Source organism: Mesorhizobium sp. M0514, assembly GCF_040321145.1.
Lineage (GTDB): Bacteria > Pseudomonadota > Alphaproteobacteria > Rhizobiales > Rhizobiaceae > Mesorhizobium.
This window is the reverse complement of record NZ_JAMYQZ010000033.1, coordinates 13,909-26,469: the sequence shown is the minus strand read 5'-3', so window position 1 is coordinate 26,469 and position 12,561 is coordinate 13,909. Positions and strand designations below refer to the sequence as shown.

Annotated in this window: 11 protein-coding genes and 1 tRNA gene; 6 read left to right on the top strand and 6 right to left on the bottom strand. The window is 62.2% G+C overall.

Going from position 1 to position 12,561, the window contains the following annotated elements; all coding sequences use genetic code 11:
* Window positions 1–48: 48 nt before the first annotated feature.
* A complete protein-coding gene (locus NKI61_RS15695) occupies window positions 49–390 on the bottom strand; it encodes a hypothetical protein (protein WP_156936196.1) in 342 nt (113 codons plus the stop codon).
* Between the two features lie 68 nt (window positions 391–458).
* On the opposite strand from NKI61_RS15695, the gene NKI61_RS15690 reads away from it, so the two are divergent.
* Together NKI61_RS15690 and NKI61_RS15685 are read left to right on the top strand one after the other, a co-directional pair.
* A complete protein-coding gene (locus NKI61_RS15690; RefSeq protein ID WP_352840003.1) occupies window positions 459–2,723 on the top strand; it encodes a DNA/RNA non-specific endonuclease in 2,265 nt (754 codons plus the stop codon).
* 248 nt (window positions 2,724–2,971) lie between these two features.
* The gene (locus tag NKI61_RS15685; RefSeq protein WP_352840002.1) at window positions 2,972–3,244 is read left to right on the top strand and encodes a hypothetical protein; all 273 of its coding nucleotides are present in this window, start codon (window positions 2,972–2,974) and stop codon (window positions 3,242–3,244) included.
* Between the two features lie 38 nt (window positions 3,245–3,282).
* Here NKI61_RS15685 and NKI61_RS15680 read toward each other — a convergent pair.
* Together NKI61_RS15680 and NKI61_RS15675 are read right to left on the bottom strand one after the other, a co-directional pair.
* A tRNA-Val gene (locus NKI61_RS15680) sits at window positions 3,283–3,357 on the bottom strand.
* A 128-nt stretch (window positions 3,358–3,485) separates the two neighbouring features.
* The gene (locus tag NKI61_RS15675; protein ID WP_027050903.1) at window positions 3,486–4,169 is read right to left on the bottom strand and encodes a phosphoglycolate phosphatase; all 684 of its coding nucleotides are present in this window, start codon (window positions 4,167–4,169) and stop codon (window positions 3,486–3,488) included.
* Window positions 4,170–4,324: 155 nt separating this feature from the next.
* Here NKI61_RS15675 and rpiA point away from each other — a divergent pair, with 155 nt between their 5' ends.
* The 3 genes from rpiA to gor all read left to right on the top strand — a co-directional run bounded on the left by rpiA (window position 4,325) and on the right by gor (window position 7,176).
* Window positions 4,325–5,056 carry a ribose-5-phosphate isomerase RpiA gene (rpiA, locus tag NKI61_RS15670; RefSeq protein WP_352840001.1) on the top strand — a complete coding sequence of 244 codons (732 nt, stop codon included), beginning with the start codon at window positions 4,325–4,327 and terminating at the stop codon, window positions 5,054–5,056.
* Window positions 5,043–5,660 carry a DUF2059 domain-containing protein gene (locus NKI61_RS15665; protein WP_023668979.1) on the top strand — a complete coding sequence of 206 codons (618 nt, stop codon included), beginning with the start codon at window positions 5,043–5,045 and terminating at the stop codon, window positions 5,658–5,660. Before rpiA ends, NKI61_RS15665 begins: the two co-directional genes overlap by 14 nt.
* Window positions 5,661–5,784: 124 nt before the next feature.
* Entirely contained in the window at window positions 5,785–7,176 is a 1,392-nt protein-coding gene (gor, locus tag NKI61_RS15660; RefSeq protein WP_352444299.1) for a glutathione-disulfide reductase, read from the top strand.
* 74 nt (window positions 7,177–7,250) lie between these two features.
* On the opposite strand, the gene mgtE is transcribed toward gor, so the two are convergent.
* Window positions 7,251–8,618 carry a magnesium transporter gene (mgtE, locus tag NKI61_RS15655; protein WP_352840000.1) on the bottom strand — a complete coding sequence of 456 codons (1,368 nt, stop codon included), beginning with the start codon at window positions 8,616–8,618 and terminating at the stop codon, window positions 7,251–7,253.
* 290 nt (window positions 8,619–8,908) lie between these two features.
* Window positions 8,909–10,795 carry an ABC transporter ATP-binding protein/permease gene (locus tag NKI61_RS15650; protein WP_352519919.1) on the bottom strand — a complete coding sequence of 629 codons (1,887 nt, stop codon included), beginning with the start codon at window positions 10,793–10,795 and terminating at the stop codon, window positions 8,909–8,911.
* A 606-nt stretch (window positions 10,796–11,401) separates the two neighbouring features.
* Between NKI61_RS15650 and NKI61_RS15645 the strand changes: the two genes are divergently transcribed.
* Window positions 11,402–11,836, top strand: coding sequence for a hypothetical protein (locus tag NKI61_RS15645; RefSeq protein ID WP_023741220.1), 435 nt, complete (start codon window positions 11,402–11,404; stop codon window positions 11,834–11,836).
* 6 nt (window positions 11,837–11,842) lie between these two features.
* Here the strand turns inward: NKI61_RS15645 and NKI61_RS15640 are convergent, their stop codons facing one another.
* Window positions 11,843–12,523, bottom strand: coding sequence for a DsbA family oxidoreductase (locus NKI61_RS15640; RefSeq protein ID WP_023702256.1), 681 nt, complete (start codon window positions 12,521–12,523; stop codon window positions 11,843–11,845).
* Window positions 12,524–12,561 lie beyond the last annotated feature (38 nt).

Genomic DNA, 12,561 nt, shown 5'->3' with positions numbered 1-12,561 from the left:
CTAAGGCAAGAGTGCACCGCGTCAAAGGCCGGCGTTCATCCCTTGCGATTACGCCTTGTAAAGGCTTGGCGCAGTGGTCGCGCCCAGTGCCTGGCTCGTGCCGGGCGGAAAGCCGCCTGCACGCGCGGCGAGAGGAGCCGCGCGTGCAGGCGCCAACTGATAAAAATGGATAGGTGATAAAATTTCTGTAAAACCGAGCGGCCGCAATGGCCCTTCCACCCGTTGCGATAGGTGGGCGCAAACAGCGTGAGCGTCTGTGACGGAGATCACATACGGCATCGCTGAAATAATGCGAGCGTCATACATCGCGCGAGCGACTGCGGCAAAGACATGCCGACGTTGCACTCCGGTCATCTTCGACGCGAGTTGATTTGTTTCCTTGCCTGCCAATCAGAAATGCACCAGTCTAAAATGGGGCAATACAGTTATTTACTTCGACAGAACCTTTGGGGGCGACTATGCCGGTCAGCAGAGAGCAGCGAATCCGTCAATATCTCGATCTCGTCACCGGGGGCGAGGGGACTGAATCGGTCCTCGGCAACGTGGAGACGATGGCAGGCGGCGCTCTGGAATCCCTTGCGCCTGCGGAAGCCGGCAAGACGGAGGCGGCGTTTGAATCGGCGCGCGCTGGCATGGAGAGCCTCGCGCGGGGCGCCGAAGTCGCGCCCGAGCAGCTTTCCGATCTGGAAGCCATAATCATCCCGGAGTTGCGGCCGGTCTATGACATCAAGGATGGCACCTTTACGACGCTGACTTTCGACGGCGCTCCGACACCTGGCCATTCGCTGTGGACGAAGCTTACCAGCGAGGCCGCATTGAAGCAGCGCATCGAAGCCGCCCTGCCGGCGATCGGGCGTATCGAACTGTTGTGGAACACCAATATCCCTTACGGCGGCACGGGCTTCGTCGTCGGCCGCAACCTGTTGATGACCAATCGTCATGTGGCGCAGATATTTGCGGACGGCCTTGGCGACTGCAATCTGCAATTCATCAACGGCCGCGCCGCCGGCATCGACTTCAAGCGCGATTCGGCGGCGGGAAACGTCTTCAAGATCCGCAATGTCCGGATGATCCATCCCTATTGGGACATGGCGATCCTAGAAGTCGAAGGCCTGCCCGACAACATCACGCCGCTGTCGCTCGCGGTCGCCGACGCGCGCGATATGCTGCGCCAGGAAGTCGTCGCCATCGGCTATCCCGCGTTCGACAATCGCAACGCGGTCGATGTCCAGAACGAGCTCATGCGCAATCGTTTCCAGGTCAAGCGCCTGCAACCGGGCATACTGCAGGGCGGCTTCGATACGGAGAGTTTCGGCAAGATCGTCAGCGCGGCGACACATGATTGCTCGACCACTGGCGGCAACTCCGGTACCGCCATGATCAACCTCGCCACCGGCGAGGTCGTGGCGCTGCATTTCGCCGGCCGCTATCTCGAGCGTAACTACGCCGTGCCGACCGGCGCGCTGGCCAAGGACCAGCGTGTCGTCGACCTCGGCCTCAATTTCGCCGGCGCCGCCAGCGGCGGCCCAAACGATTGGGGCGCATGGTGGAACAAGGCGGACAGCGGGTCGCCGGCCGAGGGCGTAAACCTGGTTGAAGTCGGCGGCGTCCAGCAGATCCCGGGCGTCGCCACCCAGACGCCTCCATCCGGAGGCGTCGTCGTTTCGCCGGGCGGCAGCGTCACCTTCGAAGTGCCGTTGCGCATCACCGTCTCGCTCGGCGCAACGCCTGCCCATGAAGCGGTCACGGAATCGGTCGAGCTCGAAGCGGCCAAGTCGACCCCTCCAGGCGGCGCATTCGTTCCCAAAACGGTCGCGGACTATGCCGGCTATAAGGGCTACGACGAGAAATTTCTCTCTGGCGGCACTAAACTCGCGCCGGTCGTTGTGCCGATGCCTGAGGCCACCGACCTCTCCGTGCTGGCGCCGCTCAAGGCCGGCGGCACGCAACTCGACTACCAGAATTTTTCGCTCAAGATGCACGCCAAGCGGCGGCTGGCGCTGTTCACCGCCTCCAACGTCACCGAGGAGAGCAATCTGCGCGAGCCGGAAAAGGGCCGCAACTATTCGCGCGGCGGCCTGTTCAGCGAGCGCTGGTTCCCGGATCTGCGGCTCGACGACAAGTATCAGATCCCCGACGTCTTCTACACCCAGGATCAGGGCGCCTTCGACAAGGGCCATATCGTCAGGCGCGATGACGTGGCCTGGGGCAGCACCTTCGAGTTGCTGCTCAGGGGCAATGTCTGTTCCTTCCATGTCACCAACTGCTCGCCCCAGGTCGAAGGCTACAACCGCTCCGACAGGGGCGAGAAGAACTGGGGCGATCTTGAGAACCACGTCCTGTCGGAGGCGGCGAGCGAACGGCTGTGTGTCTTCGCTGGCCCGGTGCTCGCCGATGACGACCGAACCTTTGCCGGCAAAGGCCCCAAGGGAACAAGTCTTCGCGCGCCGGTGCCGCGCCGTTTCTGGAAGGTGATCGTGGCGCGCGTCACAGACGGGCTCGCCAGCTATGGCTTCGTCCTCGAACAGGATCTGTCGGACACGGAGCTGGAGTTTGCCGTCTCCGACGAATTCATCGGCGCCATGTACCCGCTAACCGAAATCTCCGAAATGACCGGCATCACCTTCGACAAATCGATTGTCGACTCCGACCAGTACGAAACGGTTCGTGGCGGCGAAATTGCAATGCGGGCGGGATCACGCAAGCGGAAGAAGAAGGCTTAGGGTCGCGCGGCGCTGCGATGCCTTGCAGGGAACACCATGACCGAATGGACGCAATCCAAGCCGACCTCCCTGCTGCCGGCCACGCGCCCCCGAGCGGTACCAATTAGCGCCAACACAGCGGAGATCTGGATCAGCACATAGCTGACGGCTAGCCGGGCACCGGAAAGAAGTCGTTCGTCAAAAAGCCGTGATGCAGCGCTTCAAGATAGCGGCAATAATACGGGCTGGTTTTCATTCGGGGTTTTTACATGCGCACACGTCACGCCATCATGCTTGCACTTTCCGTGCTTTCCATTCCTGCCGTCTCCAGCCCGGCGCAGAAGGCACGAGCGCTGGAGCCTGAAAAATACACGGTCTACTGCGCCAACGATCACATCGAGGTTTCGTTCTGGGATCTCGAGCAGATGAAGGTGCGGAACGGCTCCGATGTCTGCCAGTTCCAGAGCTACACGAGCTACTCAAGCGCCTTGAACTTCGCGCAGAACAATTTTGGTGGGGAAGGGGCGAGTTGCAGCTGCTAGGAGTGCTGGCTTGGAGTGCGCTGTTCAGGGAAAGAAAATGGTGGGCGATGCAGGGATTGAACCTGCGACCCCACCCGTGTGAAGGGTGTGCTCTCCCGCTGAGCTAATCGCCCGCTCGTTGCCCGAAGGCCAAGCGAGCCGCGATATAAGGGAGGCAGGGTTGTGAAGTCAAGGCGATGCGCCCGCCTTCTATGCCTGAAATAGGCGAGGGCAGGCGCTGCCGCGCAATCGCCCGTTTCGCTCAGCCGGCCGCAGCTGCAATCAGCCGTTCCGCCAGGTCGAGCGTCAGCGCGTCGAAATGCGAAATCACCGCCGACGGCTCGAATTCTCTGACATGGCGGTCGGTGTAGCCGAAATCGACGGCGACCACCGGAATGCCGGCGGCCTTGGCGGTGTCGATGTCGGTCTGCGAATCGCCGACCATCAGCGCATGATGCGGATCGCCGCCGGCGAGCCGGATGGTCTCGGTCAGATGGCGCGGGTCGGGCTTGCGGAAGGCGAACGTGTCCTGGCCGGCGATCGCGGCGAAATGCTTTGTCAGGCCGAGCGCCTCGATCAGCGCTTTCGAATTCGCCTCATATTTGTTGGTGCAGATGGCAAGCAAATAGCCGGCCTTCTCGAAGCGGGCGATCGCCTCGACGACGCCGGGGTAGGGGCGGGACTTGCCGGGGATGTTGAGCGTGTAGTGGTCGAGGAACAGCTTGAGCAGCCGGTCGTGCTCCTCCACCGCCAGCGACTTCTGCTGCGCGGTATGCGCGCGCTCGATCATCACCCGTCCGCCCTGGCCGACAAAACGCCGGAAGCCGGCCTCGTCGACAGCGGCAAGCTCGCTGGCGGCAAGGCTGTGGTTGAGGCTGTCGAGCAGGTCCGGCGCCGTGTCGATCAGCGTCCCGTCGAGGTCGAACACGATGATCGGTTGGGTCATGGCCTGTCCTGTGGCTGATGCATTGCAGGCAGGCGATAGCGGCTGCGCTTCTTTCAGGCAAGCCGGTGCGAGCCAAAGTCTTTGACCCTGCGGGCAAAAGTGCTAGGAGCGCGCATCCAGAAAAATCAGAACCAAGCCAAATCCCCGGGGCGAGCATGGATGCGAGGCAGTTGAAGGTCGAGGCCGCGCGGGCTGCCCTTGCCCATGTCAGCGACGGCATGCGCATCGGCATCGGCACCGGGACGACGGCCGACGAATTCGTGCGGCTGCTGGCCGAAAAGATCGCCGCGGGCTTGACCGTCATCGGCGTGCCGACGTCGGAGCGCACTGCAGCCCTTTGCCGCGAACTCGGCGTGCCGCTGTCGACGCTTGAGGAAACGCCCGAGCTCGACCTCACCGTCGACGGCGCCGACGAGATCGACGCGGCGCTGACGCTGATCAAGGGCGGCGGCGGCGCGCTGCTGCGCGAGAAGATCGTCGCGGCGGCATCTCAGCGCATGATCGTCATTGCCGATCGCTCGAAGATGGTCGAGACCCTTGGCCAGTTTCCGTTGCCGATCGAAGTCAACCAATTTGGCCTGCGCGCCACCGAAAACGCGGTCGCGGCAGCGGCCAAAAGTCTCGGCCTTTCCGGCCCGGTTACATTGAGGATGACGGGGGGCCAGCCTTTTGTTACAGACGGCGGCCATTTTATCCTCGATGCATCTTTTGGCCGCATTCCGGATACAAGAGCGCTTTCGAATGCTCTCCATGCCATTCCTGGTGTGGTCGAGCATGGTCTTTTCATCGGGCTGGCGTCAGCGGCCATCATCGCCGGCGGCGACGGCATCCAAACCGTCCATGCCGCCCGAAAACCAGGGAGTTCTACCGATCATGATGTTGCATAACCGGGTTCGCAATCTTTGCGCCGTTCTGGCGGCTTCGGCCGTTTTCGCCTTCTCTTCCCCGGCGTTCTCGCAGGAGATCACGGAATCGCATCTGAAGGCGGCACGGGCGGCGGTCACGGCAATCCACGCAACCGACTCGTTCGACAACATCCTGCCGCAAGCGGCGGCCTCGCTCGAGCAGCAGCTTATCCAGAAGAACCCTGATATGCAGGAGCTGATCGGCAAGACCGTCAGCGAGAAGGCACTGGCGCTGGCCTCGCGCCGTGCCGATCTGGAGAAGGAAGCAGCGCTCGCCTATGCCAAGGTGTTCTCCGAGAAGGATCTCACCGACATCGCCGCCTTCTACAATTCCGATGCCGGCAAGAAGCTGCTCGACAACGGCCCCAACGTGACGCGCGAACTGGTCAAGGCCGCCGACATCTGGCAGAACGGCTTGGCGCGCGATCTCGCCCAGCAGGTCGGCGAAACGCTGGCAGCAGCCGCGAAGGCCGCTGCTCCGGCCGCGCCTGCACCGGATAACGCAACTGCCCCGGCCGATGGCGCTGCACCTGCCGACGGCGATGCGCCCGCAGACGGTGACCAGCCGGAAGCCCCCAAGAACTAAGACATCTGATTTCGCCACCGGCACCCTTGCCGCTGGACCAGAAACCCCGGTGGAAACCGGGCTTTTCTTTTGGCTTCATGCAGCCTACCTGTCTCAAACATTTCTTGGGGCAAGGAACAGCAGCATGGCCGGCTACGACTACGATCTCTTCGTCATCGGCGGCGGCTCCGGCGGGGTTCGGGCGGCGCGCGTGGCGGCAGCGCTCGGCAAGCGCGTTGGCATCGCCGAGGAATACCGCTATGGCGGCACCTGCGTCATCCGTGGCTGCGTACCGAAAAAACTCTATGTCTATGCCTCGCAATTTCCCGAGCATTTTGCCGACGCCGCCGGCTATGGCTGGACGGTGCCGGAGGCCAGCTTCGACTGGCCGACGCTGGTCGCCAACAAGGACCGCGAGATCGCCCGTCTGGAAGCGATCTACGAAAAGAACGTGAAAGGCGCCGGCGGCGAGACGTTCCACTCGCGCGCCATGCTGGTCGACCCGCATGTCGTGCATCTCCTGGGCGATGACCGCACCGTCACCGCCGACCAGATCCTGATCGCCACCGGCGGCCGGCCGGCGCCGCACCCGGCGCTGCCCGGTCACGAGCATTGCATCTTTTCCAATGAGGTTTTCGACCTCAAGCAACTGCCGAAGGCGATCATGATCGAGGGCGGCGGCTACATCGCCGTCGAATTCGCCAATATCTTCCATGGCTTGGGCGTCGACACCACGCTGGTCTATCGCGGCAAGGAGATACTGTCGCGCTTCGACATGGACCTGCGGCGCATGCTGCACGAAACCATGGAAAAGAAGGGGATCAAGATCCTCTGCCACGCCGTGTCGGAATGGGTCCGCAAGCGGCCGGACGGCAGGCTGGATGCGTTGGTCACCGGCGGCAAGGTGCTGACAGTCGACCAGGTCATGCTCGCCATCGGCCGCCTCCCCAACACTGAGAATATGGGCCTGGAAGGCGTCGGCATCGAACTCGGCAAAACCGGCGCCATCGTTGTCGACGAATATTCCCGCACCAACATCGACAACATCTGGGCGATCGGCGACGTCACCAACCGCGTGCAGTTGACGCCTGTGGCGATCCACGAAGCCATGTGCTTCATCGAGACCGCATTCAAGGGCAATCCGACCGCGCCCGACCACGACACCATTCCGACCGCCGTCTTCTCACAGCCGGAGATCGGCACCGTCGGGCTGTCCGAGGACGATGCCGTCAAGCGCTACTCCGATATCGAAATCTACCGCGCCACATTCCGGCCGATGCGGCACACGCTGTCGGGCCGCGACGAAAAGATGCTGACGAAGCTGGTGGTCGATGGCGCCACGCGAAAAGTGCTCGGCGCGCACATCCTCGGGCCGGACGCCGGCGAGATGGCGCAGTTGCTCGGCATTCCGCTGAAGGCCGGCGTCACCAAGGATGATTTCGACCGCACCATGGCCGTCCACCCGACGGCAGCGGAGGAACTGGTCACCATGTACAAGCCCACCTACCGCGTGAAGAACGGCGTGCGGGTCGATTGACGCCCGCGCGCTCGATCTTGAAGAACCCCCCATGGCAGCCGCTGTTGCCACCGCGATGGGAGGCCTGAAGCTTATTACAACAAAGTGCCGCGCAGGATGACCAGCGCCACCGAAAAATAGATCACCAGGCCGGTGACATCGACCAGCGTGGCGACGAACGGCGCCGAGGCGCTCGCCGGATCGAAGCCGATCCGTTTCAGCGCGAACGGCAGCATCGACCCCGACAGCGAGCCGAAGGTGACGATGCCGACAAGGGCTGCCCCCACGGTCGCCGCGATCAGCGGCCAATGCGGCCCATAATCGTAGAAGCCCATATACTGCCAGAGCGCGATGCGGCAGATGCCGACCACGCCAAGCATGGCGCCGAGTACCAGGCCGGTTGGCAATTCGCGCAACGCCACCCGCCACCAGTCGCGAACGCCGATCTCGCGCAGCGCCAGCGCGCGAATGACGAGCGAGGTCGCCTGCGAACCGGAATTGCCGCCCGAGCTCATGATCAGCGGGATGAACAGAGTGAGCACGATCGCTTTTTCCAGTTCGCCTTCATAGCTTTGCATGGCATTGGCGGTCAGCATCTCCGAGATGAACAGCGCGCACAGCCAACCGCCGCGCTTCTTGATCATGGCGAGAAAGCTCATCTTCATGTAGGGCTCGTCGAGCGCCTCCATGCCGCCGAAGCGATGCGCGTCCTCGGTCGTCTCCTCGATCATGGTGTCGATGATGTCGTCGATGGTGACGATGCCGAGGATCTTGCCATCGTCGACGACGGGAACCGCGAGCAGGTCGTATTTGGAGATCGTCTGCGCCAGTGTTTCGCGATCGGTCAGCGGCGTCACCGTCACCGGGGCGCGATCCGGCGCCACCGACAGGATCGGATCGTCCGGCTCGCCGGTGATCAGCCGGCGCAGGCCGGTCGAGCGCACCAGCACATGCGTGTCTGGATCGACGATGTAGATGGCGTAGACGGTCTCCCGCGTCCGCTCCACCTTGCGGATGTAGTCGAGCGTGAGCCCGACGGACCAGTCCGACGGCACGCTGACGAATTCGGTCGTCATGATCGAGGCGGCGCTGCCTTCGGGATAGCCGAGAATGGAAAGCAGCGTTGCCCGCAGCGGCGGGACCAACCCGCCGAGCAGCTCGGAGCGCGCCGGTTCGTCCAGTTCGCGCAGGATATCGGCGGCGCGGTCGACCGACATGGCGGTCAGGAGCTTGCACGCCTTGGCGCGCGGCAGCGCCTCGGCCAGATCGGAGGCGCCGTCGAGTTTAGGCTGGTCGAAGATCTCGACCAGCCGCTCGAACGGCATTTCGCAAAGCAGTTCTATCGCGGTATCGCGAGATTCCCGGTTCAGGGCCTCGACGACATCGGCGACGTGATCATTGGCAAGGATACGCGCGATAGCGACGGCATCGTCGCTTGCTATGACGGGGGTAAATTCGTTCATGGCTCACTCCTTGCCGTCCGGCGGGACGTGAGCCGTTAGAGGTCACATCGAGGCGGACGGCGGTTGCGTTCGACTACTGTCGCCAGGCATGGCGCGGTGACCTTTCTGCTCGCGGGTTCGAGTTGGAATTCAGCGAGCGGGCGCAACATAGGAGCGCATCTTGGCGAGTCAATCGCGGGAGTGGCGGAAAACAGCCGGGAGCCGGCCCAATCGCGAGACTGTGATGATTATTGAAGGGGGAGGGAGCGAGTGCCCCGCCGCCAGTGGCGGAACGCGCTTCGGCGTGGCTGCTATTTCTGCTTCAGCCGGCGTGAAAAACGCATCCATTTGTCCTCGACCGGCCGCGGCTGCGTAAGGATGGTGGTGAGCTCGCGCGGAAGGTTCGGAACAAGCGGCCTCTTGGTGGCGACGCCGTCGGCGATCGCGACCACGCTGTGATAGAATTCCTCGCCCGAGGCCGAACGTGGCGGCACCGCCTCGTGCATGATGCTGATCACCGTGACATCGGGGCAATTGTCCTTGATCGCCTGGTGGAAGGCGATCTTGCCTTCGGGGTCGAGCGCGCCGGTCGCTTCGTCGAGGAACAACAGTCCCGGTTGCTGCAGCACGATGCGGGCCACAACCAGCTTCTGCTTCTGGCCGCCGGACAGCAGCTGGTCCCAGATCTTTCCCTCGCGGCTTTCATCGGCCATGTGTTCGATGAAATCGCCAAGGCCGGCCTTATGCAGGGCTGCCGCGACCTGCGCATCGCCATAGTCGTCCTCGGAGCCGGGCAGGCACACCAGCTGCTTCAGCGACACCTGCTGCAGCTTGACCTCCTGGGCGGCATAGAAGCTCCTCACACCGTCAGGGAAGACGATGGTGCCGCGGCCATAAGGCCACAAGCCGTTGATCGCCTTGATCAGCGAAGTCTTGCCGCAGCCGGATTCGCCCTTGAGGAATGCCCACTCGCCGCGCCGAAAGCGCAGATTGGCTGCGCTCAGGAACGGCGTGGCGTCTTCACCCTGATGCGCCAGTTCAAGCTTCTGGATGGTCAGGCCGAAGACCGGGTTCTGGCTGGCATAGTGGAAGTCGGAACGGCCGGTCTGGCTGTAGAATTCCTGCGGCTGTTGGACGTTTTCAATGGCGTGCGCCAACTCGATGACGCGCTGGCTGTTGGCCCGCAAGGTGGCGAGACTCGGCATGACATGGATGAACCAGGAACATTTGCTGATCAGCGCGTTGACCTGCTCGGAACCGGTTATGTAGCCCTTGAGGTCGACGCCGTTGTGGATGAACGGCACCAGACCAGGTCCGTAGGCGACAACTTTGGCCCCGACGAAATTATAGACCGATTCGAATCCCGCATAGAGGGTGTTGACGATGTTGAGCTTCGACCAGGTGGTATCGATATCGAGATAGAGCCGTCCATGTATCGTCTTTTGCACGTCTTCGCCTTGCGACGCCGACACATGGAAACTGCGGCGCAACAAAGTGATCAGCTCGCTGCGATAGGTGCCTTCGGCCTTCTGCATCCTGACGTTGAGCCACTCCAGCATTCCGCCGAGTTTGATCGCGATCCAGGTATTGACGGGCACGTAGATGGCAACCGCCAGCAGAGCGAGGACGGCGCTGCCATAGCTGCCGAGGGCATCCAGACCTTTTACCTCCACGGAATTCGCCAGCAAAGCGCCGCCGACAAAATAAAGTGAGGTGAAGACGCCGAAGACACCTTGGGCAAGCCCGATGGCGCCGCCCGCCATGTCTTTGATGGATTCCTGCACGCGCTGATCGATGTTGTCGGGCGCTGGCGCATCTGGCGAGCCATTCTGAGCGTGGTAGTGAGTATGGTTGGTATCAAGCAGCGCCGCATTGAAACGCGCGTTCAACCAGGCGCGCCATTTGCGATGCAATGTCGCCGATACAAATTTGCAGGCGCCTATGATTCCGATGTCCTTGAACACGACCAGCAGCACAAGCAGGCCGGCATTGGTAAGCACTGATTCAAGGGGCGTGGTATTCGCGGCGTCGTGGAAAAAAGCGATTGAGGCTGCCAGTTCGCCCGCCAACACGGTAAACCAGACGTCGGCCTTGCTCGACAGGGCTATGATGAGTGCGAGGACGACGGTGAGAGCCCAGGCCTCTCTCCACCGGTCCGAGAACCAGTAGGCCCGCATCAGTCCCCAGAAGGTCCGCATCGACGATACTGGCGTCAGGGGCGACGGCCCGGCGGGGGCGTCGCGGTTCCAAAGTGCCGATATTGAACGTCGCGGTCTGTCGACCCGAATCACAATCCCGCCCAAACCTTTTTTAGTTTTGTTACGGATAGTAACACCAATTGATCATTTTCTATGAATTTTATCCCGGCGAATGTGAAGCAGCCCACCGGCCGTTGCCATGAGGCAACAGTTGGTGCTGCGAGATCGCCGTCTTTGGGTCAAATTTGTCCTTTGTTTCAATGTGTTGCGAGAACGCTCAGATGTGCGAATATATTCCACTGAGGGAAAGCTCATACACGGCTTTGTGACCAAAAGGCCTGCCCGTCGGCCGGTTTTCCCACCGCGCGCTAACCGGATCGCCCGAAAAATTGCCGTCCGTGATCGCCCCAGGCCGCCCGAATCATTTCACCGGCCATCATGGTTGGGCACGCAAGATCGTCGCTCCTGCACGGCGACTGCTCATGAGTTGGCCCACGCTTTTTAGCTGCAGCTGAACACCGTTTGACAATCAAGCGCACTGGAATGAACCTTGCCGGGCACTGTCGGCACCGATGCATGTCCGGTCCCCAACAAGGAAGCTCCCCAATGCTTGCACGCGCAGCCGTTCCCGCAATGGTGACGCTCTTTGCCTGGCTGCCTCTTGCGCATGCCGTCAGCCAGACCATTCCGGCAAGCGCCGAAGGGCAAATTGAGTTCAATGGGCCGTCCGGCAACATCGGCTGCATCTACACGCCGAAGGGCGGCACCAGCACCTACGAGCCACAGGATGGCGGTCCGGAACTGAGCTGTTCGCGAGTCGAGCCCAGCTACGTCACCGTGATCCTTGGGCCGAACGGCCCGGCGACATTGATCAAGAATCCGGGAGAGCAGGGCTGCTGCAGCGATGTCGCGAAGCTGGCCTATGGCAACAGCTGGAGCAAAGGGCCGTTTACCTGCCAGTCGTCAACCAAGGGACTGACCTGCACGGGCAGCAACGGGCATGGCTTCTTCCTCAGCAAAGCCAAGGTGACGGTGAAATAACTTCGGTCAGCCGGCCTTTTCCAGCTCGCCCTTGGCCTTTGCAGCCGCGACCTGGCGGATGGCATCAGTCAGCGTCTCGGCGTCCTGCGCGCCCATGACGGCGTATTTGCCTTCGAGCAGGAAACACGGCACGCCGGTGATCCCCATCCGCGATGCCGTGGCGATTTCTGTGCGCACCTCCTCGACGTCGGCATCGGTCGGCAACAGCGTTTCGACCACGGCAGCGTCCATGCCTGCCTCGCGGGCGGCATCGACCAGCACGGCGTGGTCGCCAATATTGCCGCCTTCCTCGAAATACAGCTGGAACAGCCGGCGCACGAGCCGGTTCTGCACGGCTTCACCGGCGGCACCGGCCCAGCGGATGACACGATGCGCGTCCAGCGTGTTGGCGGCGACCTTGATGGCGTCGAAAGCGAAATCGATGCCTTCGGCTTCGCCGAGCGGCTCTATGCGGGCATGCATCTGACGGATGCGCTCGTCGCTGCCGAATTTGGCCAGCATGTATTCGCGCCGGTCCTTGCCCTCGAGCGGGATGGTCGGGTCGAGCTGGAACGGCCGCCAGCGCACATGAACCTCAACGTCGCCGGCAGCGGCAATCGCTTTATCCAGCCGCTTCTGGCCGACGAAGCACCAGGGGCAGACGACGTCGGAAACCACGTCGACCGTAATGGAATTGTCATCGCTCATCTTGATCTCCTGCAGCCGAGCGTTTTACCGAGCATGAT